This window comes from Micromonospora sp. C51, from assembly GCF_018070435.1.
In the GTDB taxonomy this organism is placed as follows: Bacteria; Actinomycetota; Actinomycetes; order Mycobacteriales; family Micromonosporaceae; genus Micromonospora; species Micromonospora sediminimaris.
In genome coordinates this window covers 1-23,008 of sequence record NZ_JAGPXQ010000032.1, presented here as the reverse complement: position 1 = coordinate 23,008, position 23,008 = coordinate 1, and the positions used below count along the sequence as shown (strand labels likewise).

At 66.7% G+C, this 23,008-nt stretch carries 22 protein-coding genes, 2 tRNA genes and 1 rRNA gene; 18 read left to right on the top strand and 7 right to left on the bottom strand.

The window, feature by feature from the left end; all coding sequences use genetic code 11:
* Positions 1-188: 188 nt before the first annotated feature.
* From KBX50_RS24565 to KBX50_RS24550, 4 genes are all read right to left on the bottom strand, one after another.
* On the bottom strand, positions 189-2,336 hold the full coding sequence (locus KBX50_RS24565) for a DNA methyltransferase (protein WP_210940061.1): 2,148 nt from the start codon (positions 2,334-2,336) through the stop codon (positions 189-191).
* 12 nt (positions 2,337-2,348) lie between these two features.
* Entirely contained in the window at positions 2,349-5,093 is a 2,745-nt protein-coding gene (locus KBX50_RS24560) for a DEAD/DEAH box helicase (RefSeq protein WP_210940060.1), read from the bottom strand.
* A gap of 714 nt (positions 5,094-5,807) precedes the next feature.
* Entirely contained in the window at positions 5,808-6,275 is a 468-nt protein-coding gene (locus tag KBX50_RS24555; protein WP_307871058.1) for an NUDIX hydrolase, read from the bottom strand.
* A gap of 24 nt (positions 6,276-6,299) precedes the next feature.
* Entirely contained in the window at positions 6,300-7,523 is a 1,224-nt protein-coding gene (locus KBX50_RS24550; RefSeq protein WP_210940059.1) for a helix-turn-helix domain-containing protein, read from the bottom strand.
* 407 nt (positions 7,524-7,930) lie between these two features.
* Here KBX50_RS24550 and KBX50_RS24545 point away from each other — a divergent pair, with 407 nt between their 5' ends.
* From KBX50_RS24545 to KBX50_RS24530, 4 genes are all read left to right on the top strand, one after another.
* The gene (locus KBX50_RS24545) at positions 7,931-8,158 is read left to right on the top strand and encodes a hypothetical protein (RefSeq protein WP_307871057.1); all 228 of its coding nucleotides are present in this window, start codon (positions 7,931-7,933) and stop codon (positions 8,156-8,158) included.
* Positions 8,151-8,393, top strand: coding sequence for a hypothetical protein (locus KBX50_RS24540; RefSeq protein WP_210940057.1), 243 nt, complete (start codon positions 8,151-8,153; stop codon positions 8,391-8,393). The genes KBX50_RS24545 and KBX50_RS24540 overlap by 8 nt, the downstream gene beginning before the upstream one ends.
* A complete protein-coding gene (locus KBX50_RS24535) occupies positions 8,390-8,668 on the top strand; it encodes a hypothetical protein (protein ID WP_307871056.1) in 279 nt (92 codons plus the stop codon). The genes KBX50_RS24540 and KBX50_RS24535 overlap by 4 nt, the downstream gene beginning before the upstream one ends.
* 70 nt (positions 8,669-8,738) lie before the next feature.
* Positions 8,739-9,464 carry a GntR family transcriptional regulator gene (locus KBX50_RS24530; RefSeq protein ID WP_210940056.1) on the top strand — a complete coding sequence of 242 codons (726 nt, stop codon included), beginning with the start codon at positions 8,739-8,741 and terminating at the stop codon, positions 9,462-9,464.
* 23 nt (positions 9,465-9,487) lie between these two features.
* Here KBX50_RS24530 and KBX50_RS24525 read toward each other — a convergent pair whose 3' ends face one another.
* Positions 9,488-9,673 carry a hypothetical protein gene (locus tag KBX50_RS24525; RefSeq protein ID WP_210940055.1) on the bottom strand — a complete coding sequence of 62 codons (186 nt, stop codon included), beginning with the start codon at positions 9,671-9,673 and terminating at the stop codon, positions 9,488-9,490.
* A gap of 154 nt (positions 9,674-9,827) precedes the next feature.
* On the opposite strand from KBX50_RS24525, the gene KBX50_RS24520 reads away from it, so the two are divergent.
* The 7 genes from KBX50_RS24520 (at position 9,828) to KBX50_RS24490 (ending at position 16,030) form a co-directional block, all read left to right on the top strand.
* Positions 9,828-10,256 (top strand): hypothetical protein, encoded by a 429-nt coding sequence (locus KBX50_RS24520; RefSeq protein ID WP_210940054.1) that lies wholly within the window; start codon positions 9,828-9,830, stop codon positions 10,254-10,256.
* Between the two features lie 94 nt (positions 10,257-10,350).
* The gene (locus tag KBX50_RS24515; protein WP_210940053.1) at positions 10,351-10,644 is read left to right on the top strand and encodes a hypothetical protein; all 294 of its coding nucleotides are present in this window, start codon (positions 10,351-10,353) and stop codon (positions 10,642-10,644) included.
* Positions 10,635-12,071 (top strand): FtsK/SpoIIIE domain-containing protein, encoded by a 1,437-nt coding sequence (locus KBX50_RS24510; RefSeq protein ID WP_210940052.1) that lies wholly within the window; start codon positions 10,635-10,637, stop codon positions 12,069-12,071. The genes KBX50_RS24515 and KBX50_RS24510 overlap by 10 nt, the downstream gene beginning before the upstream one ends.
* Positions 12,068-12,748 (top strand): DUF2637 domain-containing protein, encoded by a 681-nt coding sequence (locus KBX50_RS24505; protein ID WP_210940051.1) that lies wholly within the window; start codon positions 12,068-12,070, stop codon positions 12,746-12,748. Before KBX50_RS24510 ends, KBX50_RS24505 begins: the two co-directional genes overlap by 4 nt.
* Positions 12,745-14,544, top strand: coding sequence for a replication initiator (locus KBX50_RS24500; RefSeq protein WP_210940050.1), 1,800 nt, complete (start codon positions 12,745-12,747; stop codon positions 14,542-14,544). Before KBX50_RS24505 ends, KBX50_RS24500 begins: the two co-directional genes overlap by 4 nt.
* A 20-nt stretch (positions 14,545-14,564) precedes the next feature.
* Entirely contained in the window at positions 14,565-14,783 is a 219-nt protein-coding gene (locus KBX50_RS24495) for a helix-turn-helix domain-containing protein (RefSeq protein ID WP_210830539.1), read from the top strand.
* A complete protein-coding gene (locus tag KBX50_RS24490; protein WP_210940049.1) occupies positions 14,783-16,030 on the top strand; it encodes a site-specific integrase in 1,248 nt (415 codons plus the stop codon). Before KBX50_RS24495 ends, KBX50_RS24490 begins: the two co-directional genes overlap by 1 nt.
* A gap of 54 nt (positions 16,031-16,084) precedes the next feature.
* Here the strand turns inward: KBX50_RS24490 and KBX50_RS24485 are convergent.
* Positions 16,085-16,158 (bottom strand) — tRNA-Gly (locus tag KBX50_RS24485).
* 337 nt (positions 16,159-16,495) lie between these two features.
* Between KBX50_RS24485 and KBX50_RS24480 the strand changes: the two genes are divergently transcribed.
* The 6 genes from KBX50_RS24480 to KBX50_RS24455 all read left to right on the top strand — a co-directional run bounded on the left by KBX50_RS24480 (position 16,496) and on the right by KBX50_RS24455 (position 21,994).
* A tRNA-Pro gene (locus KBX50_RS24480) sits at positions 16,496-16,569 on the top strand.
* A gap of 157 nt (positions 16,570-16,726) precedes the next feature.
* Entirely contained in the window at positions 16,727-18,073 is a 1,347-nt protein-coding gene (gene tig, locus KBX50_RS24475) for a trigger factor (RefSeq protein WP_210940048.1), read from the top strand.
* A 169-nt stretch (positions 18,074-18,242) separates the two neighbouring features.
* The gene (locus tag KBX50_RS24470; RefSeq protein WP_093411495.1) at positions 18,243-18,884 is read left to right on the top strand and encodes a ClpP family protease; all 642 of its coding nucleotides are present in this window, start codon (positions 18,243-18,245) and stop codon (positions 18,882-18,884) included.
* Between the two features lie 14 nt (positions 18,885-18,898).
* On the top strand, positions 18,899-19,561 hold the full coding sequence (locus tag KBX50_RS24465; protein WP_093411492.1) for an ATP-dependent Clp protease proteolytic subunit: 663 nt from the start codon (positions 18,899-18,901) through the stop codon (positions 19,559-19,561).
* A 206-nt stretch (positions 19,562-19,767) separates the two neighbouring features.
* Entirely contained in the window at positions 19,768-21,063 is a 1,296-nt protein-coding gene (gene clpX, locus KBX50_RS24460) for an ATP-dependent Clp protease ATP-binding subunit ClpX (RefSeq protein WP_210830537.1), read from the top strand.
* A gap of 133 nt (positions 21,064-21,196) precedes the next feature.
* Positions 21,197-21,994 (top strand): carbon-nitrogen hydrolase family protein, encoded by a 798-nt coding sequence (locus KBX50_RS24455; RefSeq protein WP_210940047.1) that lies wholly within the window; start codon positions 21,197-21,199, stop codon positions 21,992-21,994.
* A gap of 5 nt (positions 21,995-21,999) precedes the next feature.
* Here the strand turns inward: KBX50_RS24455 and KBX50_RS24450 are convergent, their stop codons facing one another.
* Positions 22,000-22,227: a hypothetical protein gene (locus tag KBX50_RS24450; protein ID WP_093411487.1), complete on the bottom strand. Its 228-nt coding sequence runs from the start codon at positions 22,225-22,227 to the stop codon at positions 22,000-22,002.
* Positions 22,228-22,934: 707 nt separating this feature from the next.
* On the opposite strand from KBX50_RS24450, the gene KBX50_RS24445 reads away from it, so the two are divergent.
* Positions 22,935-23,008: ribosomal RNA gene (locus KBX50_RS24445) — 16S ribosomal RNA — on the top strand; the annotation flags it as partial.

The window sequence follows — 23,008 nt, the reverse complement described above, 5'->3', positions numbered from 1 at the left end:
TGCCCGACGATCTTGCTGCCCCATCGTTCGCCGCCCGTGTTCCAGTACCAGCCGCGACCCCCACCGGGGGAGCCTGGTCGCCGTTGTCAGACAGTGCCAGCAAGTCGCGTCGGAGGTGCTCACGCACGTCTAGTCGCCGCCTACGGCCTCGCCCTTGCGAGCGGACGGTAGGCGGGCTGCACTGCTACCTACCCGTCCGCGCCGGAGGAGTTGACCTCGAACGTCCGCAGATAGTCCGAATAGAGACGGGTAGTTGGGAGTGACGGGTCGAGCTTCGCAACAATTTGCTGATACTCGGCAGTCGAGTCGGTCACAATGAACGCATGCCGTAGAGGGTTACCCGTGTCGTGGCGCGCATTGACGGCCTGGACGAAGTCCGACCACTCATTGGTATCGAAGAGTACTCCGTAGGTTCCGCTCTTCGGGGCGGACCAGCCCGTAGGCGATACCCGGTCGATCCGCTCCCCGGCTGCGCCAGCCTTCAACCATAGAAGCGGTGCAATCGAACTGAACTTTCGTCCAAGTGACACAAGCGCGGGGTCTTCGTAAGTAAGCTCGAAGAACTCGACGTTCTCATCGAATCCCTCACTTACTGGTCTTCCATCAAGGTACTTTCCATCTACGGGGGATCCGTCTGCCTGGCGGCCCATAATCGCCCCAGTGCAGCGCGGCATGGTCGCACTGCGAAACACTCCGGCCGCCTCCCAATCCTCATCTCCTGGGCAGTGCCCGGCCGCGCGTAGTCGGCTCGCCGTCTCACCGTTCACTTCGTTGTTCGTCACAAGGACGGTCCGCCGCTGGCCACCGTCCTTTCGGTTCAACAGACAGGTAGCATGAAGCGTGGTTCCAGTCCCGGCGAAGAAGTCGAGCACTAGGGCGTTCGGCTTGTGTCCTACAGCGATTTCTAAGGCATCTTGGACGGCGTACACCGACTTCGGGAACGTAAAACCACCGCGTCGCCCGAGCAGAGCTGAGACGAGCTGCGTACCACCAGCCCCGCCAGCGGTGTGCCGCGCAGACTTCCACACGGTCTTAGGTACCGACACGTTCCGGTTCGGTGCTACAACCTCCACTTGTCCGCGCTGGCCCCGCCCAGCAATGACTAGCTCCCCACGCTCAATGGCCGCGATCGTGCCCGCAAGTAGGTATCGAAGAGTCCACGTTCCCCTTTCTGGATCGTGGTCCGAAACCCAGGTATAACCCTTCTCAGTCAGTTCGAGAAGCTTCCGACCGTCCACTCGCCAGATGCCGAGCCGTCCGTCGTTTCTGACCGGCCAAGCCGCAGGGTGGCCATCAATGGTTCTTGGGCGAGTGCTCTCGTCGTCGCCCTCCCACGGGTCCCCGACTCCGACGATGCGTTCGCCGGCTTGATCCAGTACGATGGGATAGCAGAGGTTCGGCCGGCTAGCGCGATACCATGCGCCCCCTCCACGGAGCAGCCATTCCCAACGGATCCCACGTTTGCCGGCCTTCGCATCTCCTGCCGCCCGATCCTCCATAAGGTTCCAGTCGATGGGCTGGGGCATTGAACTGCCAAAGAAACAGAAGAAGGCGTACTCTTCGACTCGGGAGAGCCCGTCACCGGAGGCCCCGCTTGGATTAATGCAGATGGTGACCATCTGCCGCCGAGCAGTGGGAAACATCGTTTCAAGTAGCAGGCCCAGGTGGTGCACCTCGTTCTCATCGACGGTCACGACGAGAACGCCGTCCGATGTCAGAAGCCGCTTTGCAAGGCGCAGCCTTCTCTCCATAAACGAGAGCCATTTACTGTGGCGGTAATTGTCATTGCGATCTACATAGTCGTTGTTGTACTTCCAGTCGCGTGCGCCCGTGTTGTAGGGAGGGTCAATGTAGATGGCATCTACTTTGCCTTCGTACGGGTAAAGAAGGGCAGCGAGTGCGTGGTAGTTCTCGGCGTTGATGACGGCGTGAAACGCCTTGTCGTCATCCCCGCGTTTGATCCGACCGATCGACTGCAGGCCCGGATAGATTGGATCGTCGAACTCCCGTGTGACCACGACTTGGTCGCGGGAGACCTCTAAGACCTTTGAAGGGTCCGCCTTGGACCGAAGTTTGACCATGCCTTCGGCAGCTCTGACAACTACCCACACGCCAGTGGCGTCGACATCCGTCCGATCCTTCGTTCCCTCTTTCATAACTCGAACTTTGTCGCCACGCCGCACCGTGAACTTCGGCAGGAGGAGTGACTCCGGCTTGTGCCGATCAAACACCAGGCCAAACTGACGCGACCGAGCGATCTTTCGATATTCCTTCTGAAGGGCAGACCGCAGGGCTGGATCTGATACAGCGTCGATTAGATTGTCGATGTGCGCCATACGGGGTGCCTATCAGTAGTCGGTGCCATACATGCGGAACACTTCTCCCGCATCGATGCCTTCGTACTCGCGCACCGCTTCGCGGGTGGCCGGGTCCTGATGGTTGAGCATACGGTACTTGCCGTCGACCTTTGCTATCGACTGGATGCGGTGGAACTCGGTGCCGTGCATGTCTGCGTAATCGGTCAGCCCCTTCAGCTTAGGTACAGCATCGGCGAGGTACGTGCCGTGCGGATCGATCAGCGATGCGCGAAGTGAGCCCTGTACTTTATGGATGAAAATGAAGTCAGGGGTCATGCCCCTGATCCCGTCGATGCCTACGTAGGGAATTTGGAGGGAGTGCCGGCCTCCAGGCGGATTCCGGTACCAAGCCACGGCGTCATGGCGGAGTTCCTCGCGTAGGACGTGCTCTTCCCAATCAAAGAACCTTGCCTTGAACTTGCCAGCTGCGTCCGACAGTACGTGCCGCTCCCACTCCGAACCCTCTGCGTCCTCTGTCCGACTGGTAGATAGACTCAGCGTGGTCAATAGTGGCCGATCAGACTCGCGACGGATTCGGTCGAACTTCTCCTGGTCGGCGGCGCTTAGCCGCGTTATTGCGGAGCTGTACTTCTGCAGCCACTGAGCGCAGATGTATGATGCACGGTCTTCGATTTGCGAGGGTAATTCGGGATCTTGTGCTACCGCGATTGTAGTTATCATCGCGTCGGTCACGTCGTCGTCTGTGGCGGCAAGCCGGTCCACAAACGCCGTCGCTAGCCCTTCTGGCAGCAGCCTCTTCGCCTTGTCCATTAGTATCTGAATGCCACGAACATCGAGTTCAATTGTTGTTTGGCGTTGCTGAGGGTCCTCGGTCGGCGATCCGTATGTTACGGCCCGTTCATACAACCGCGTCTTAGCGACGGTGTCGAGCCGCTCAGCAAGCTCTCCCTTGGTTTCGAGGTTCATCCTGCGCGTATCGATCACAGCTAGGAGCTCGTTCCGCGCTTGGCTGATCGCGGTTGCCTCGATCGCCTTTCCGTCGTGCTTCTCGGCGAGCAGCGCCGCTAGCGCAGAAAGCCGTGAGACTCCTGACCTCCGGATACGTCGCGGGATCGTGTACGAGGGCAGCGATTCGAGCAGGCCGAACACACTCTGCTCGCCTTGAGCCGTAACGTGCTGAGTCGGGAGCGATCCGTCGAAAAGGCTCGCACCTTCCTCGTTAGCGGGGTTCCTCGGCCTCTGATTTGGTACCAGGTTCCCCACCTTGTCACCGGAGAGTGAAGGATCGTTGTCCGGTCCTGGCTGATCAGCCTGCTGTTCCAACCAGAAGGTCCCGTTGTCCTTCGGAGGATTCGACTCTTCCTCGACCTGGTCGGCGGGCTCCGGCTCCCTAGCCGCGTCATCAGCGCTCGGGTGTAGCAAGGGGTTGCGGGTCAATTGCATCGGCTTCAGCACAACCTTGGTACCGCCGGCGAGGCCGCCGTCGTCGCCTCGCTCGAATTGCTTAGCGATAAGCTCCACGGCGCGTTCGTCAAATTTAGGAAGGATGCAGTGAACGGTGTTGAGAGTTTCGTCCGTAAGGATTCGTCGAGCTAAGGGCGTGCGTACCATGCGACCCATGATCTGCGTGATAAGGTCTGCATCGTTCGCGACGCGCATGGATACCAGCACCTCTGCACGGGGGCAGTCCCAACCGGTGGTTATTGCTGTCTTGCAAAGTACGACGCGCACATCCTGGCGATCTTGGATATCCTCCGGGGGGCAGTACTCGACTTTATGAGCACCTGCCGGTTCCGCTGCATGCGAAGCGAACGTATGGACAATGTTCCTAGGGCTGATCCCTGGCCACTCCTCTAGGACAGTACCGACGAGCTCTCCAAGGCTCTTAGGGGAGGGCTTGTCCTCAACCTGAACCACGAGAATCGGATCCACCCGCGGGTCGCCGTTCTCACGGCAATACGCCGCCCATCGGGCTTCGTATTCGCGGATCTTCTCTACTGCGTGTCGAAGCAAAGTGGACTCGGCGGCATGGATGCCCTTCGTGTGGCCTAGGATAATCTGATCCTTTAGGAGACCGGACGCGCGGACATCTTCAATGGCGACCGTGTGGGACTTGACTGTGCGTCCACGCTGCGCCATCGCCTCCCTAAATCGTCGTGGTACCGCAGAGATGCCCCAGACGACGGGTACTTCGGGCTGGTCGCCAGCATTGCCCCCGATGATCCGGGAGACGATCGTGTCCCTTGTGTCCTTGGCCGTACTCAGCCCGCGGTGCGCCTCATCGACAACAACAACAAACCCGTACGGCCGATCTCTGATGGTGTTGGCGATGGTGTCCCAAAGAGAGTACTTTCGCCCGTCCACTCCGGACTTCGATAGATGAGCCGATGAGCCGAGCTTTTGGATGTTCAGAAAGTAGACGCGTCCCGCGTCCAACGTTTCTTGTTGGAAGTCATTCTCGATCGCGATAAGGCGGTTTAGATTCAGCCCGGATGATGCAGCCATCATCTTGTTTAGAGTTTGCTTGTTTAGGGATGGGTCGTCAGTGACCCAGAGGAACGTCGAATTTTCGATTCCAGGCGTGGTCTCGTCGCCGTCTAGGGCCGACTCGATTACGGCAGTCGCAATTACGGTTTTGCCTGCACCTGTTGGAGCAGCGAGGACGACAGCTCCCCGCTCCTCAACATCCTCCTCGTATGCCTTTGCCATGGTTAGCAACGATCGAAGGAGGGTGGCCTTTGCCGCTTCCTGATAGTCAAAGAGTTCGTACTTCATGGTCCGCCCCCCACAGCTGGTGCGCCTCCTCTTACAGTCCCGCCGACGTCACAGGCAACAGAGGAGGCGCTCCGCTTATCCTCTTTGCTTCCGTTCTGTCGCTTCCCGTAGGCGTCTGCCAGAACGCTTCCTCCGGCATCGTCGAGCAACAGAGCCAACACGAGCGATGAGTATCTTCGCACCGGAGCTCTGCCCGGTCGACCCTGCCATCCCGTCTGCCGTCGACCCGCCCCTTGGGGAGCGGGCTGCCGCCCGGCCCGCCACGTCAAGCGGGCCTTGACGCAAGTTCGGACCCTGGCGGGTCGGGCGGCGGTCTGCTCGGCTTGCCCGGGTCGAGGGCAGACGGGATGGCCCACGTAACCACCCACGGACCGTGACCTGCCGACGCAGCCGCGGCCATCCCGGAGCCGGAGCGCACTCGCCGGAGGCGCAGTAACCGCAACCCCGCTATCGCCGCCAGTTCGCCGACGCGGCCGGCGTGCGCTTCCCTGCGCCGCGCGGGCTCGTGGCCGCGCGGCCGGCCGGCTGCCGGCCCATCACCTCACCGGTCACCCCTGTCGTTCTGCGGCGGCCCCTTGGGCTTCCCGCTTCCGCGCCAGCCGCCGGGCGTGTTGCGTGGTCGGAGCGGAGCGCCAGCGGAGCGACGGACGCGCGCCCAGGCGGCGGCGCGTGCGGCCCGTTCAGGGCCGCCTTGATCGTGTACCGATACTTTGTCTAGATCGCGTCGCCGTGCTCTGCGTAAGCGGAGCCTCCGGCCCTACGGGCCGCCATCGCGGTGCGGATTCTGCGGGCGAGCCGAGGCGGTCCGTGCTGCTCAAAAGCCGCGTCAGCGACGTAGTGCCACTCGGTGAGTTCCCCGTCTTCGAAGCGGATTGCGCGTTCCCGCTCAGCAGTTAGATTGCCGCCGTCGAAGATGAAGAGGAGTTTGTCGCCCTCCTTCTCGGCGGGTGCCCAGTCAACGACCAGCATCGGGCCGAGCGTGGGCGTGAAGCCGAGTTCTTCTTCGACTTCGCGTATGCAGGCGGCGCGGGGTGATTCGCCGGGTTCGACGTAGCCGCCGGGGATGTCCCAGTGGTCTTTGTAGCTGGGCTTCACGAGCAGGACTCGACCCGCGGCGTCGAAGAAGAGGGCGCCTGCGGCGACGCGTGGGGTTGCCATGGGTGGCGTCTCGTTGGCCGTCACCAGGGCAGCGTAAACGGGCTGGGGTCAGTCGAGCACCTTGAGCCGGCGAGCGAGGCTGACGAGTTCGGTGGAGGGTTTGCCGCGTTGTCGGCGTACCCAGGTGAGGGCGAGTTGGCGGCTGAGGAAGTGGTGGCGGACCTGTTCGGGTGCCATCTGTTCGGCGTCGAGCAGCACGGTTTGGGCGTCGTCGACCCGGTTCCAGGAGCTGTACGCGCGGGCGACCTCCAGGGTGTGCCGGACTCGGCGTTCCATGGGTAGGCCGGTGGTGTCGACGCGGGGGCCGAGGTCGATGGCGACTTGCAGGTCTCCCAGTTCGGCGGCGGTGGCGACGCGGTGGATGGCGACGTTGGTCGGGCCGAACGCGGTCCATAGGTGGTTGGCGTCGGCACCGAGTTTGCCGGCGGCTTGGTCGGCTGCGGCGAGGAAGGTGCGGGTGGTGCCGGCGTCGTTGGCGCGTGCGGCGGCCATGGAGCCGGACAGGAACAGGGTGCCGTAGACGGACAGCAGTTCGGGCGTGGCCTGGCTGAGGTGGGGTTCCAGGTAGCCGGCGGCGTCTTCGGTGAGGCGTACGGCGTCGGTGTAGCGGCCGGTGGCGTGTAGGGCGTGGCCGACGGACCGAAACAGGGAGCCGGTGATGAGCGGGTCGCCGGTGGGGCGGACGACGGACAGGCCGCGGTCGGCGGCGATCCAGGCGAGGTCGCTCTCTCCGAGTTTCGTGAGCTGCGTGGCCGCGAGCTGATACGCGAGGCCGAGGAGCCGACGGGCGTCGTCCTGGTCGTCGCCGTCGTGGTGGTCGGCGGCGACCTGGGCGCGGTGCAGCAGGTCGGGCAATCGGCTGGTGACGTACCCGAATCGGGAGTCCTGGTAGGCGTCCCAGAGTGCCCCGACTTCCTTCCTGATCACGGCGATGCTGGGTGGTTCCGCGTCGGTGTCGCCGCCGAACGGGGCGAGGGCGCGGTAGTTCATCAGGGCGGCGCGCAGCGCGGGCACGGTGTGGGTGCCGCTGTCGGTGGTCCAGTCGAGCAGGGAGGGTTCGCCGAGCAGGTCGCCGAGGGAGATGTCCAGGGCTTCGGCGAGGGACTTGATGACGGACAGGCGGTCCAGGTCGATCCGGTTGTTCTCGACTTTGCCGAGCCAGTCGGCTGTGCGGCCGATGAGTCCGGCGAGGACTTCTTGCGATAGGCCGCGTCGACGGCGGTACCAGGCGACGCGTTCGCCGATGGTCAGGGTGGTGGTGGTCCCGCGCATGGGTTCACTGTCTCCCCTCGGTCGGCGGCGACCCCGGAAGGTTTTTCCGGGTCGCTGGGCGGTTCGTGCCACAGCCTGTGTGCATGACGGGGCTGAACGTATCGACCAACTGCCAATCCTGCTCCGGTGCGGGCTGGAAGTACACCCTCGCCCGTTCCCAGGTCCGGGCGATCGGCCGGGGAGCGGAGCCCACTCGCCCGCTGGCCCGGCGATCCTGCCTGGACTGTGCAGGGTCCGGTCGTTCGGTGTCCTGCTGAGGCTGGCCCGGGGTGGGTGCTGGCATGGGACCGCGACCCGAACGACGGTCCCGACTGAGCCCGCCCACCTCGGTGCCTCGCAGGCAGCAACCCCTCCCGCCGGGCGCACCGAATCCGGGTGACTTGGTGCTATTGGACGGTCGGGCGTCGGTGCAGTTCGGCGGTGACCGGGCGCTGTGGCTGCGGGTGTCCTCGATCTGCGACCGGCCGGCGTTTGACGGCTGGATCTGGCTCGCCGGCTACGCCATCAACCCGATCACGCGGGAGGCGCTGGCGCGGCGGGAAGTCTTCGCCCGGATCGCCGGCCTCCAGATCAACCCTCAATCCACGGGTCCGCCCGGGACTGCACGGCAGACGACGAGGAGGCGTGGTGTTTGACCTACGGGTACGGCTCGGCGCGGTGCTGCACATCGACGCCGCCGACCGCTACCGCCCCACCGACGGGCCGGTAACGCTGCGGGTCACCGGAGTTCGCCTGGTGCTCAACCGCCCCGAGCGGGAGCAGTGGATTTGGGTCGAGGGCACCAAGGTCACCCCACGCCACCAACACGGCGAACGCACGCAGGTCCTCGTACCGACCCGGCTGCTCGCGCCGAAGGACGCGGCCCGGTGACCACGTACTTGTCGGAGGCGGTGCGGGATCAGTTGCGGGCCGCGCAGTCGCAGCTTGACCGGCACACCCCGTCGAGCGCGGACGGGCAGTGTCCGGCCTGCGGGGTGGAGGGTCCGTGTCCGCAGCGACGGGCAGCGTTGCGGGTCTTCGGCCGGTATGGCTGCCTGCCTCGGCGGTGGCCGGGCGCGACCCGTCCGGAACGGGTGCAGGCGTCGTCGTGGTCGGGGTGGTTGGACGCTGCGGTGGAGGGTGTAACGGCCGAACGGCTGAGCTGACTTGTTCTGTCATGCAAACAACTCATAAGCTGCTGTAATACATGCAGCGTTCATAGGTGGGGTGCCCGCGATGGCGTACGAGATTCCGACGCCGAAATACCTGCGCGTGTTGAACACGCTGCGCAAGCGCATCGAGGACGGCGACTACGCGCCCGGTGCGGCGCTACCGTCGGAGAACCAACTCTGCACGGAATTCGGGGTGTCTCGCCCGACGGTGCTCAAGGCGCTGGGCATCCTCAAGCAGGACGGCTGGATCGAGTCGCAGCAGGGTAAGGGCAGCTTCGTACGCGGCCGACCCGCCGCCGGCCGCACCTCACCTGAGTACGCCCGCGACGCGGTCGAGCTGGACGAGACCGGCGACACGGAGATTCTGCACGTCGGCCCGGTCCTCGCCTCCCCTCGTATCGCGGCCGAGTTGAAGGTTCCTGAGGGCACGCCGGTCTACGAACGCCGCCGCCGGACCGTCACGGAGGTCGGACCGGTGGATTTGATCGCCACGTTCGTGCCGGTGGACATCGCGGTTGGCACGGACATCACCAAGCCTGACCCGATACCGGGTGGCCTGCTTGACCTCATCGCGCGACAGAAGGGCCTACGGCCCGACTACGCCACCGAACGCATGACCGCCCGCCGCGTCAGCCCTGACGAGGCCGACGCCTTGAACGTGCCGGCCGACGAGTCGGTGATGAGCGTCGTCATCACCGTGCACCAGGCATCCGGCGACCCCATCATGACCTCGGTCCTAGTCATGCCCGGCAGCCGCCACGAGATCGAAGACACCTACGCCGTGTCCTGAGGTGCCGTCTTCTCCTTGGTGGCTCAGCGGCACATCCAGCCGGCTGCTCGCGTGACGTGGCCGTTGCCTCGGTCGATGCACAGTTCGCTTGTCTCGTAGTCGACCCAGTAGGACTGTCCGCGCTCGATCAGGACCGGCTGATGCAGGTGAAGCCACCGGCCGACGGTGGACACCAGCGTCAGCCGATCGGCTGTCACACGCTCCCGCACACGTTCTCCCACTGTGGTCATCGCTCCTACCTCCACATTGTGCAATCGGCTCGCATTCAACCTTGCTTGTGCTTACAAGCTGACGTAGCTTGTTAACTCAACCGGTTGTCAGGGTGATGACTGGTGAGGCTAGGAGGCTGCGCACGTGGTTCCGATGACGTTGAAGGTGCCGGTCCCGTCTGAGTACGTCTTCCCTGCTGGGGCGTTGTGCCTGGGTGTCTCGCCGCAGATCGACTTTGAGCGGCGGGGTGAGGCGGATAACCAGGCGCGGGACAAGGAGACCGGGGAGCGGGTGTGGGTGGTGCGGGTGATGGACCTGGACCCGGAGGCCGGGAAGTTCGGCCGCTCCACTGAGGTGAAGGTGAAGGTGGTGGCCGCGCAGCAGCCGGTGCCGCCACCGTCCACGGTGCCGGGTTATCCGCCGGCGGTGGAGTTCGAGGGCCTGACCCTGACCCCGTACGTCGATTCGCAGCGGTGCAAGCCGGGCCGCTCCTCGGGTGACTGCCGTTCCCGGATGGCGTATTCGCTGCGGGCGTCGGCGATCCGTCCGGCGGCGTCGGTGCCGGGCTCGGTGGCCGTCTGAGCTGTCTTGTCGCGCGGGGCGGGTCGTTTCCCCGCCAAGAGTCCCGGCCCGTCCCCGCGCTCACCTCATCCCTCGTCTGATGAAGGAGGGCGTGATGCCCACCGTAGTTCACCCTGCCCTGATCGCTGCGGTGCCGCTGCTGGTCGGGGCACTGCTCCTGCTGTTCCGTAGCAGCCTGACCGACCTGCGGCACGCCTACCGGGAGGTGGATGCGGCGTTCCGGTCGGTGCTGCGGTTGCAGCCGCCGTCGGGCGTGGTTTACGCGATTCGCTGCCCGCGTTGCTGCCGGTGGGTGAAGCCGCGTCGGTTCGACCTGCGGCGCATGTCGTGCCGGTCCTGCATTGCCACGCTCGGCCGGGGCCGCCGTGGGGGTGGCGTGTGCCTCTGATCAACATCATTCCGGGGGACAAGATCCCCGTGGCGCCGATGAATGTGCGTCTTCCCGCGTGGCGGGTGCCGGGCTGGCTGCTGGTGTTCTGGTGGCTGGCCCGGGGCCTGTTCCGCCTCACCGTCCTCGCTATTCGCTACTGGTGGCTCACCGGCCCGACCGTGCTCGCGCTGTGGATCCGCGCCGAGTTCGGTGGCCTGGTCCTGGCCGCCGTCGCCGCGACGGTTGCGGCCGGCAGTGTCGGGTGGTGGCGGTGGCATCCGGTGTCGTGGCTGCGGTTCGGCTGGTATCCGCTCGTTGCCCGGGTTCGGGCGTTGGTGGTGTATCGGCCTCGGTGGGCGTCGGTCATGGCTACCTGCGGCCTGGCGACGGTGTTCGGTGGTGACCGCTACGTGCCCCGACTGCTGCGGGTGCGTTGTGATCGGTGGGGCGATGAGCTGACCGTCCGGATGCTGCCGGGCCAGATTCCCGACGACTGGGGCCAGGCGGCGGAACGTCTCGCCTACGCGTTCCGCCAGCACACCGGCCAAGCCCGCTCCACCGACCGTCCCGATCGGGTGGTGGTCCGTTTCATGCGCCGTGACCCCCTCGCCCGCATCGTCGCGCCGCTGCCGGTCGCTGACGTGCCCGACCTCGGCGGGCTACCCCTCGGCGTGCGGGAAGACGGGAAGCCGTATCGGCTGCGGGTGACCGGCTCACACGTGCTCATCGCCGGGGCGACCGGTGCCGGTAAGGGCTCGGTGTTGTGGTCGCTCATCCGCTCCCTGGCCGGCGGCATCCGCTCCGGGCTGGTCGAGGTGTGGGCGTTCGATCCGAAGGGCGGCATGGAGTTGGCGGCCGGGGTGCCGTTGTTCGCCCGGTTCGCCTACGACGACCCCGACGCCATGGCCGGCGTCCTCGACGAAGCGGTCAAGCGCATGCGCCTGCGGGCGGCGCGGTTGCGTGGTGTCACCCGGCAGCATGCGCCGACGGTCGAGGAACCATTGCTGGTCCTGGTCATCGACGAGCTGGCCGCCCTGACCGCCTACATCACCGATCGCAAAGTCCGCGACCGGATCAAAGAATCCCTCGGCCTCCTGCTCTCCCAGGGCCGCGCGGTCGGCGTGCACGTCATCGCCGCACTCCAGGACCCACGCAAAGACGTGCTGCCGTTCCGAGACCTGTTCCCAACCCGCATCGGTCTGCGGCTGACCGAACCGGAGCAGGTGGACATGGTCCTCGGCGACGCCGCCCGCGACCGAGGCGCACTCTGCGACCGGATCCCGGAAACGGTGCCAGGGGTGGGGTTCGTCGTCCTCGACGGCGTCCGCGAACCCGTCCGGGTCCGCTTCGCCTACCTCACCGACGACGACATCCGCTCCCTCGGCCACACCTACCGCCGACTCGACACCACCGACAGCACCGACGAGCAGGAGGTGACGGCGTGAAAAGCAACGCGCAACGGGTGGAGGGCGTGGTCCTGGTGCTCATCGTCCTCGTCGTCGGCGGACTCGCCGGAGCGGCGTCGTTCACGCACGTGCATGACTGGACCATGGCCAACTCGCCCGCCGGTACCGGGGACTGGTTCGGCTGGGCCAACGCCGCCATCTCCGAACTCCTACCCCTGGCCGCGCTGCTGACCATCCGGCAACGCCGCCGCACCGGCGGCCCCATCGGCTACCCCATGTTCCTGCTCGTCTGCGCCGTTGCGCTCTCGTTGGCGGCGCAGCTCGCCGTGGCGAAGCCGGGCCTGTCCGGGTGGCTGCTGTCCGCCGTGCCCGCGCTGGCCTTCCTCGGCCTGTCCAAACTCGTCTTCTCCACCGCACCCGTACCGGCACCTGTCGACAAGCCGGCCGACGAACGGCCCGCGCACGGGCCAACGGGAAGCGACGCGCTGCCGGTGCCATCTCACGACGACCAGGCGGCCGGACGTGACGCGCTGGCGGTGCCGTCCGATGACGACCAGGCGGCGATGGTCGTCCCGGATGCCGACGACGAGCAGCCCCGACCCGTGCTCCTGCGGCCCGTGCCGTCCATCGAGCGGCGTGCAGGGCTGGTACCCGTCCCGGCGGCGGCGTTCACGCCCCGCAACGGCACCCCTGCCGGTCCGGGAGGTGACCGGTGAGCCAACTCGAACTCATCCCCACCGCGGCCCCGGCCACAGAGGCGGTCGAGCGGCCTCGGCCGGGGTCGCGGGCCGACCGGATGCGCAAGCCGCTCGCCAAGGACGCGCTCAAGCAGCTCGCCGAACAACACGGCGTCTGCGTCCGCCCCCTGGCCCTGCGCCGCACCGACACCGCCACCGGCGTGACCGAGGTGGTCGAGGTGCCGTGCGGGGCGACTCTGGCGGCGAAGTGCAAGCCGTGCGCGGAGCGGGGCCGGCGGCTGCGGATACAGCAGATCCGGGAAGGCTGGCACCTCGCCGACGAACCCGCCACCCGCCCCGACAAACCCGGGGAAGACGCACTCGCCCTGGTGCGCGTGCGGGCTCACCTGGAATTCGAGCGGGAAGCCGTCCAGTACCAGCCGATGACCCCGGACGAGCGGGTCGCGCACCTGGCCGAGATTGACGCCGCCATCGCGGAACTGGATGAAGCGCTTGGTGAGACGAGCCTGCGCGGGCACCTCACCCCGAAAGACCGCGACGAACGGCCACGCCGGAAACGGTCGACCCGTAGGCGGCAGGACTCACCCGACCTGCCCCGGCTGCCCGTCGACCCGCGCACCGTCGGCCGGGCCTACTCCGGACGGACCGGAAAGACCCATCGGCCGTCGATGCTCGTCACCCTGACGCTCGGCTCCCACGGGCCGGTGCACTCCCACCTACGACGCGGCCCCTACATTGCCCCGTGCGAGTGCGGCCAGCGACACGGACCGCACGATGACCTGCTCGGCACGCCCGTCGACCCCATCAGCTATGACTACCGGCGGGCCGCTCTGGACGCGATCCACTTCGCCCGGGTGCTGGACCGGTGGTGGCAGAACGTGCGCCGGGCGGCAGGCTGGAACGTCCAGTACGCGGGCGCGGTCGAGCTGCAACGGCGGCTTGCGCCGCACGCGCACTTCGCGATCCGCGGCACCCTGCCCCGACGGCTGCTCAAGCAGATCGCCGCCGCGACCTACCACCAGGTGTGGTGGCCCTCGTTCACTGAGCCGGTCTACCGGGTGGACAAGCCGCCGGTCTGGGACGTCGACCTACAGGCATACGTCGACCCGAAAACGCGGGAGCCGCTACCGACGTGGGGTGAAGCACTTGACGCCTTGGAGGAGCCCGACAGCCGGCCCGCCTACGTCGCCCGCCTCGGCCGCATCGACGCTCGGGGCATAGAGCAAGGCACGAAGGATGCGGAACGGTCCATCCGGTACGTGACCAAGTACGTGACCAAAGATCTGACCGACCAGGCACGGCCACGCTCTGACGCACAGAAGGCGCACTTCGACCGGCTGCACGCGGAGCTGTCCGTGCTGCCCTGCTCGCCGACGTGTGCGAACTGGCTGCTCTACGGCGTCCAGCCGGACGGCGTCAAGGCCGGCTTGACGCCGGGACGGTGTACCGGGAAGGTCCACCAACGCTCCACCCTCGGCTTCACCGGCCGCCGTGTCCTCGTCTCCCGACAGTGGTCCGGCAAAACCCTCGCCGACCACCGCGCCGACAACCGGGCATGGGTGCGAGCGATCCTCGCGGGCGGCATGGCCGACACCGAGGACCACGACCAGGCGGCGGCCGACGAGGCAGACGGGCCGAACCGGTACCGGTTCGAACTCGCCCGACCCGAAGACCCTGACGTGCCGCCGCTGGAGCACCGGCTCCTCCGCGCCATCTCGGCCCGCATTCGGTGGCGGGCAGACCTCGACACAGCACGGCAGCGAACAGCCGGCGCTGTTTCGGCAAGCGATCAACCCGCCGCGCTCGCGGCCTGACCCCTGGGAGGAGCAACCGCATGGATGACGAGCTGTTGACCGCTGATGAGGTCGCCGCTCGCCTGAAGGCAACGCCGCGATTCGTGCGCCGGCTGGTGGCTGAGCGGCGGATCGCGTTCGTCAAGGTCGGCCGGCTGGTGCGCTTCGAGGCGTCCGCCGTGGCCGCGTACATCGAGACAAACCGGGTGGTGCCGATGACCCGGGCGCAGTTGCGTGACTACCTGGGGGAGGTGGCTTAATGGCGGGCAGCAAGGGCCGGCGGCGTTTCGGCAACGTGCGACGGCTGCCGTCCGGGCGGTTCCAGGCGCGGTACGTCGGGCCGGACGGATTGGAGCGGAAGGCGCCGCGCACCTTCGAGACCGAACGGCAGGCAGGCAAGTGGTTGACCGTCGTGGAGTCGGAGATCATCAAGGGGGAGTGGTCGGCCCCGGAGGCGGGCGAAATCAAGCTTGAGGCGTACGGCCGGAAGTGGATCGCCGAACGGAAGCTCCAGCCGCGTAGCCGCGAGAACTATGAAGACCTGTTCCGGCTGCACATCCGTCCGCACCTCGGCGGGCTGGCCCTGGGCGCGATCAAGCCGCAGACCATCCGCACCTGGCGGCGTACGTTGCTCGACGGTGGCACCAGCGAACCGCAGGCGGTCAAGGCGTACTCACTTCTTCGGGCGATCCTCAACACCGCCATGAAGGAGGACGAGTTGATTCGGCAGAACCCCTGCCGTATCCCGGGTTATGACCGCTATCATACGCCGGAGCGGCCGGTGGCGACCGTCGCCCAGGTGCTCGCGCTCGCCGAACTGATGCCGGCCAGGTTCTCCGCGCTGGTGATCGTGGCCGCGTTCTCCGGGCTGCGCTGGGGAGAGCTGGCGGCGCTGCGGCGCGGGGACGTCGACCTGACGGCGGGCACCGTGCGGGTGCCGCGCAAGCTGGCGGCGTTGCGTAGCCGGATGGAGTTCGGGCCGCCGAAGTCGGAGGCGGGCAACCGGGTGGTGACGCTGCCGGCGGCGGCACGGCTCGTGTTGGCCGATCACCTGGATGAGTTCGTGGGGGAGGGGCCGGAAGCGCTGGTCTTCACGGGGGACAAGGGAGCGGTGCTGCGTTCCGGCAACTTCCGGCGGGCGGTCGGCTGGGCGGCGGCGCTGCGGGCGGCTGGCATGCCAGAGGGATTCCACTTCCACGACCTGCGGCACACGGGCAACAACTTGGCGGCGGCGACCGGGGCCAGCACCCGTGACCTGATGCACCGGATGGGTCACGCCAGCATGCGGGCGGCGCTGATCTACCAGCACGCCAACAGCGAGCGTGACCGGGAGATCGCCGACGCCATGGACCGTCGCATCACCAAGCAGACGAAGCGCGCGACGGCCAAGGCCAAGCAGAAGCCGACCAAGGGCAAGAAGGCCACGCGGCCGGCACGTAAGACCGCCTCCGACGGCACGGCCGGCGCTACTGGCACGCCAATGGCACGCAAGATCAAAGAGAGCTAGAACGGAAACGGCCCAGGTTCGGCGATCGTGCCGTTGACCTGGGCCGGAGTGCGGTGGAGCGGGCGACGGGAATCGAACCCGCACCGTCAGTTTGGAAGACTGAAGCTCTGCCATTGAGCTACGCCCGCGTACACCCGGAGGACCGGGTGCGCCCGACAGCCTACCCAATACCCGCGGCAGCCGCGCGGCCGTATCCCCGTGCTGCGCCCGCGCCGCGTCGATCCTCGCAACATGCGGGATGTTGTCGTCTCGCGCCGCCGGGAGACCGCAACATCCCGCAAACTGCACCCGCCGACCCGCCGACCCGCCGACCCGCCGACCCGCCGACCCGCCGACCCGCCGACCCGCCGACCCGCCGACCCGCCGACCCGGGGAGTATTGATGCCCGGTTCGTCCTCGTTCGGCGCGTTGGGGGACGCCCCGGCAGCCGGTTGTCGGAGGGACGGCATAGACTGCTCGTCGCCACGGGGTGTGGCGCAGCTTGGTAGCGCACTCGCTTTGGGAGCGAGGGGCCGTGGGTTCAAATCCCGCCACCCCGACTGCCGCAAGCACCGGACGGCGGCACCCGGACGACCGGCACGCGGGGCAGGCCCGCAGCCGGCCCCGGGTGCTGCTGGTCCGCCGTGTCGGTTCGCCTACACTCGATGGGCCGAAAGTGTGCCCAGATTCAACCGAGATCCGTCAAGGAGTACGCCTGTGAAGAGCACCGTCGAGACTCTGAGCCCGACGCGCGTGCGGCTCGCCATCGAGGTGCCGTTCGTCGAGCTCGAGCCGAGCCTCAAGAAGGCGTACCGGGAGATCGGCCAGCAGATTCAGATCCCCGGCTTCCGTAAGGGGAAGGTGCCGCCGGCGATCATCGATCAGCGGGTCGGCCGGGGCACCGTGCTCAACGAGGCGGTGCAGGAGGCGATCCCGCAGAACATCCTCGCCGCGGTCCGGGAGCACGACCTGAAGACGCTGGGCCGTCCCGAGGTCGACATCACCGAGTTCAACGACGGTGACTCGCTCAACTTCACCGCCGAGGTGGACGTCCGGCCGGAGATCACCGTGCCCGACCTGGCCTCGATCGAGGTCACCGTCGACGAGCTGCAGATCGACGACAGTGAGATCGACGAGCAGGTGAACGGGCTGCGTGAGCGCTTCGCCACCCTGAAGACCGTCGAGCGCGCCGCGGCCGAGGGTGACTACGTCCAGATCGACCTGCGGGCGACCGTCGACGGCGAGGAGGTGCCGGGCGGCTCGGCCAGCAACATCTCGCACGAGGTGGGTAGCAAGCAGCTCCTGCCGGGCCTGGACGAGGCGGTCGTGGGTCTCTCCGCCGGTGAGGACACCACCTTCACCACCCAGCTGGTGGGCGGCGACTTCGCCGGCCGCGACGCCGAGGTGCTGGTGACCGTGCGTACGGTCAAGGAGAAGGAGCTGCCCGAGCTGAACGACGAGTTCGCCCAGCTCGCCAGCGAGTTCGACACCATCGAGGAGCTGCGGGCGGACCTGCGCGAGCGAGTCACCCGGGGCAAGCGGGTCGAGCAGATCTACGCCGCCCGGGACAAGGCCCTGGAGCAGCTCGTCGCGGCCGCCGATGTGCCGGCGCCGGAAGGCGTCATTCGCGACGAGGTGGAGAGCCGCAAGGAGGCGATGGCCGACCAGCTGGAGCGCATCGGCGCCTCGATGGAGGACTACCTCGCCGCCGAGGAGAAGACCGAGGAGCAGATCGACGCCGAGCTGACCGACGCCGCCACCCAGGGCGTAAAGGTGCAGCTGCTGCTCGACACCCTCGCCGACGCCGAGGACGTGCAGGTTTCCGACGACGAGTTCGGTCACGAGATCGTCCACCGCGCCCAGCGCGCCGGCATGGCCCCCCAGCAGTACTACGACCAGCTTGTTCGCTCCGGCACTGCCGGCGCGGTCTACGGCGACGTCCGGCGGGGCAAGGCCCTGGCCTCGGTGATGGAGCGCATCACGATCAAGGACGCGGCCGGCAACGTGGTGACCATGGACGCGCTGCGTGAGGCGAGCGAGCAGGAGCACTCGCACGAGCACTGATCGCCGGGTGGGGCCACCGTCCGCCGGTCGCGGTGGGTGGTGGCCCAATCCCTTTCCGGGTACGCCTTCGGCCTGCTGCGCTGAGAGCGAACAGTGCCCGGACCGGGAGTCCGGCGACCGGCCCAGCGGTTAGTGTCGGACACGACGGTACGGAGAGCGAAGGGCTGCCATGACCGACATGCACATCCCAGCGAAGCCGCTACGGGCGATCGACGCCCGCGGCGGTGACACCATTGGCAACCTCGACGACTCGGTCTACAACCGGTTGCTCAAGGAGCGGATCGTCTTCCTGGGCAGCGAGGTGACCGACCAGGTCGCCAACCGCATCTGCGCGCAGCTGCTGCTGCTCGCCGCGGAAGACCCGGACCGCGACATCAACCTCTGGATCAACTCGCCCGGTGGCTCGGTCTACTCCGGCATGGCCATCTACGACACGATGCAATTCATCGACAACGATGTGTCAACCGTGGCGATGGGCATGGCCGCGTCCATGGGCCAGCTGCTGCTCTGCGCGGGCACGAAGGGCAAGCGTTACGCCCTCCCGCACGCCCGGATCATGATGCACCAGCCCTCCGGCGGGATGGGCGGCACGGCCGCCGACATCGCGATCCAGGCCGAGCAGATGCTGTACACCAAGCGGATGTTCCAGGAGCGCGTCGCCTACCACACCGGTCAGCAGCCGGCGCAGATCGAGGCGGACTCGGACCGGGACCGCTGGTTCACCGCCCAGGAGGCCGTCGACTACGGCTTCATCGACAAGGTGATCACGGGTGCCGCTCAGGTTCCCGAGGGCGCCGGGACCCTGAGCTGATCGAGGAGCAGACGATGACCGACCTTAGCCTGCCGCCCCAGTTCGCGGCCGTGCACAACCGCTATGTTCTGCCGTCGTTCGTCGAGCGCACGTCGTACGGGGTCAAGGAGTCCAACCCGTACAACAAGCTCTTCGAGGACCGCATCATCTTCCTTGGCGTGCAGGTGGACGACGCGTCGGCCAACGACGTGATGGCCCAGCTGCTCACCCTGGAGGGGACGGACCCCGACCGGGACATCATCATGTACATCAACTCGCCGGGCGGCTCGTTCACCGCCATGACGGCGATCTACGACACCATGCAGTACGTCCGGCCGGACATTTCGACGGTCTGCCTCGGCCAGGCCGCCTCGGCCGCTGCGGTGCTGCTCTCGGCGGGCACTCCAGGCAAGCGGATGGCCCTGCCGAACTCCCGCATCATCATCCACCAGCCGGCCACCGAGGGCGGCTACGGGCAGGGCTCGGACATCGAGATCCAGGCCAAGGAGATCCTGCGGATGCGCACCCAGCTGGAGGAGATGCTCTCCCGGCACTGCAACCGCCCGGTCGACCTGGTTCGCAAGGACATCGACCGTGACAAGATCATGACGGCCGAGGAAGCCCGCGAGTACGGGCTGGTCGACACGATCCTCACCAGTCGTAAGAAGGGTCTGTTGGCCGCGAACGCGGCCAGCTGACCCCTACCGGGTCAGAGGTCGGTCGGGTTCGTTGCCGACCGACCTCTGACACACCCGTTTTGGGGGTCGGAGAAACCTCCGGCAGCGGGTAACGTCGGGTCCGTACCGCTTCGCCGGGCGACCGGCGGGCGATAGAAGACGGGCGGAGCGTCAGCGTCCGCAGGTCGTGGCCGGGGCTCCGGCCGATGAGTGCAGGGAGAACGTAGGTGGCACGGATCGGTGACGGCGGCGACCTACTGAAATGCTCCTTCTGCGGGAAGTCGCAGAAGCAGGTCAAGAAGCTCATCGCGGGCCCTGGGGTCTACATCTGCGACGAGTGCATCGATCTCTGCAACGAGATCATCGAAGAGGAGCTGGCCGAGTCCGGCGAGGTGAAGTGGGAAGAGCTTCCCAAGCCGATGGAGATCTGCCAGTTCCTCGACAACTACGTCGTGGGGCAGGAGGGGGCCAAGAAGGCCCTCGCCGTCGCGGTCTACAACCACTACAAGCGGATCCAGGCCGAGGCGGCCGGCGCGCCGGGCTCCGGCAACGACGGGGTGGAGCTGGCCAAGTCGAACATCCTCCTGCTGGGCCCGACCGGTTGTGGCAAGACCCACCTGGCGCAGACCCTGGCCCGGATGTTGAACGTGCCCTTCGCGATCGCCGATGCCACCGCCCTCACCGAGGCCGGCTACGTCGGTGAGGATGTGGAGAACATCCTCCTCAAGCTGATCCAGGCCGCGGACTACGACATCAAGCGGGCCGAGACCGGCATCATCTACATCGACGAGGTCGACAAGATCGCCCGCAAGTCGGAGAACCCGTCGATCACCCGTGACGTCTCCGGTGAGGGCGTGCAGCAGGCCCTGCTGAAGATGCTTGAGGGCACCGTCGCGAACGTGCCTCCGCAGGGCGGCCGCAAGCACCCCCACCAGGAGTTCATCCAGATCGACACCACCAACGTGCTGTTCATCTGCGGTGGTGCCTTCGCCGGTCTGGATCAGATCATCGAGGCGCGTACTGGGCATGGGGGCACCGGCTTCGGTGCCCGGCTGCGCGCCGTCTCCGACCGCTCCACCGATGACATCTTCAGCCAGGTGATGCCGGAGGACATGCTCAAGTTCGGGCTGATTCCCGAGTTCATCGGTCGGCTGCCGGTGATCACGAGTGTCCGGAGCCTGGACCGCACCGCGCTGGTGAGGATCCTCACCGAGCCGCGCAACGCCCTGGTCCGGCAGTACCAGCGCCTCTTCGAGCTGGACGGCGTCGAGTTGGAGTTCGAGCGCCCCGCCCTCGAAGCGATCGCCGACCAGGCCATGCTGCGTGGCACCGGCGCTCGTGGGCTGCGCGCCATCATGGAGGAGGTGCTGCTCTCCGTGATGTACGAGGTGCCCAGCAATCCTGATGCCGCCCGGGTGCTGATCACTCGTGAGGCGGTGCTGGAGAACGTGAACCCGACGATCGTTCCGCGTGAGTTCACGGGTCGCCGTGCCCGGCGCGAGCGCGAGGAGAAGTCCGCCTGAAATCGACCGGCGGCTCGGCCTTCGCGTTGCCAGCGACGTCGAGGTGTGGGCGGCGGTGCCCGCCGCGTTGCCGGACGAGCTCCTCGCGACCGCACACTGCGGCCAGCCACCGTCCACCCGTACGCTGGCAGCCATGCGCGTCGCCGTCTGCCAGCTGAACTCCCGGGATGACCGAGAGGCGAACCTCGCCGCCGCGGAAACCCTCATCGATCGCGCTGCCGGAGCCGGCGCGGACCTGGTGCTGCTGCCGGAGTATGTCGACTATCTCGGCCCTGGCGCGGGGATGCCCGCGCCGGAGTCCGCAGACGGTCGCGTGGGCGCGTTCTTCGCCGCCGCCGCGCGCCGGCGCGGGGTCTGGCTGATCGCCGGCTCTTTCCACGAGGCAGGCCCCGACCCGGACCGCACCTGGAACACCACGTTGGTCTTCGACCGTTCAGGTACGCTCGCCGCCTCCTACCGCAAAATCCACCTGTACGACGTGGAGATCCCCGGCCGCGTTTCCTACCGGGAGTCGGCGACAGTGGCGCCCGGCGAGCAGCCGGTCGTGGTCGACGTCGAAGGGTTACGGGTGGGCCTGTCCATCTGCTACGACCTGCGCTTCCCGGAGCTCTACCGGCAACTGGCCACTGTTGGTGCCGCCCATCTGCTGGTGGTGCCGGCGGCTTTCATGATGCACACCGGGAGAGACCACTGGGAGGTGCTGCTGCGAGCCCGCGCGATCGAGAACCAGTGCTTCGTCGCGGCAGCCGGGCAGACCGGTGACCACGAACCCGGCCGCACCTGTTACGGGCGGAGCATGGTGATTGATCCGTGGGGGACAGTGCTGTCCCAGGTGCCCGATGGACCGGGACTCGCGGTGACCGACATCGACCTGAGCTGCCTGGACCGCATCCGTGCCGAGCTGCCGAGCCTGGCGAATCGCCGGCTCTGACGCCGCTATCCCTGAAGGAGTACGCCGACCAGCGCGAAGCCGGCTATGGCGGCCGCGGTGATCAGAAGAGCGGTACTCATCCTGGACGGGCCACGTCGGGCCAGACGGCCGATCGAGACCAGGACCGCGAAGAGCACGAAGGCCCCGATGAGCAGTTGCCATATCGGTAACAGCAGGCCGAGCAGCGCGTCCTCGGCGAGGACCGGGCTTACGGGCCGGGACACGTCATCCATGCCTGACACTCTGGCACGTCGGACACCCTCGTGGCCGTCCGCGCGGAGACACCAGCGGAGACCGCGTCCGTACCCGAACCGGTAGCGGTCAGCCGGGGCGATGGCCGGAGCCGACCGCCGGGATGCCACCCGACCAGCGTCCGCTGCACTCGAACATCGCATCGATGAACAATGATTTGCCTTCCTCGGGGGTGTCCGCGTAACTTTCTCTCTGCACGCGGGAGGCCGGGCAAACCGGCCGAGAACGGGCGCCAGCAACGCGAAGACCCAGTCAACGCGGAGCTGAGGCGGGCGGTGTGGAGCGACTCTGCGAGATGGAGTTGCGATCGCGAAGCCGACCGGGTAGGGTTCTGGAGCCGGCAGGAGCCGGGCAGGTTGTCCTGAGTGATGATCGGCCGGTCTGCGGTTCTCCACGACAGTAGCTGACACCGCGAGGTGGGCGATGGCGTGGGCCCCGAGCGAGTTACGAGAAGCCTGATTGCTCAGGTTGACCTCGGAACGCGGTTCGGATAGTTTGGAGCGGTTGCCCCGGACGCGGTTCCTCAAACGAGGCCGGGTTTGGTGTGTGGTTGTTCTTTGAGAACTCAACAGGGTGCTTGATATGCCAGTGCCAAGTTAGTTTTTTCCCGGGCTGGCCAGTTTTGCTGGTTGGTCTGGATTCCTTTGGCAACATTTTTTGTTGCTGGGATGGATTTTCCTTCAGGTTTTTGTTGGAGAGTTTGATCCTGGCTCAGGACGAACGCTGGCGGCGTGCTTAACACATGCAAGTCGAGCGGAAAGG

Bases quoted from the DNA above. Each gene is read 5' to 3' on its own strand.
- KBX50_RS24565 (WP_210940061.1), bottom strand. From the start codon at position 2,336: ATGGCGCACATCGACAATCTAATCGACGCTGTATCAGATCCAGCCCTG.
- KBX50_RS24560 (WP_210940060.1), bottom strand. From the start codon at position 5,093: ATGAAGTACGAACTCTTTGACTATCAGGAAGCGGCAAAGGCCACCCTC.
- KBX50_RS24550 (WP_210940059.1), bottom strand. From the start codon at position 7,523: ATGCGCGGGACCACCACCACCCTGACCATCGGCGAACGCGTCGCCTGG.
- KBX50_RS24530 (WP_210940056.1), top strand. From the start codon at position 8,739: ATGGCGTACGAGATTCCGACGCCGAAATACCTGCGCGTGTTGAACACG.
- KBX50_RS24520 (WP_210940054.1), top strand. From the start codon at position 9,828: ATGACGTTGAAGGTGCCGGTCCCGTCTGAGTACGTCTTCCCTGCTGGG.
- KBX50_RS24515 (WP_210940053.1), top strand. From the start codon at position 10,351: ATGCCCACCGTAGTTCACCCTGCCCTGATCGCTGCGGTGCCGCTGCTG.
- KBX50_RS24495 (WP_210830539.1), top strand. From the start codon at position 14,565: ATGGATGACGAGCTGTTGACCGCTGATGAGGTCGCCGCTCGCCTGAAG.
- KBX50_RS24490 (WP_210940049.1), top strand. From the start codon at position 14,783: ATGGCGGGCAGCAAGGGCCGGCGGCGTTTCGGCAACGTGCGACGGCTG.
- KBX50_RS24470 (WP_093411495.1), top strand. From the start codon at position 18,243: ATGACCGACATGCACATCCCAGCGAAGCCGCTACGGGCGATCGACGCC.
- KBX50_RS24465 (WP_093411492.1), top strand. From the start codon at position 18,899: ATGACCGACCTTAGCCTGCCGCCCCAGTTCGCGGCCGTGCACAACCGC.
- KBX50_RS24455 (WP_210940047.1), top strand. From the start codon at position 21,197: ATGCGCGTCGCCGTCTGCCAGCTGAACTCCCGGGATGACCGAGAGGCG.
- KBX50_RS24450 (WP_093411487.1), bottom strand. From the start codon at position 22,227: ATGGATGACGTGTCCCGGCCCGTAAGCCCGGTCCTCGCCGAGGACGCG.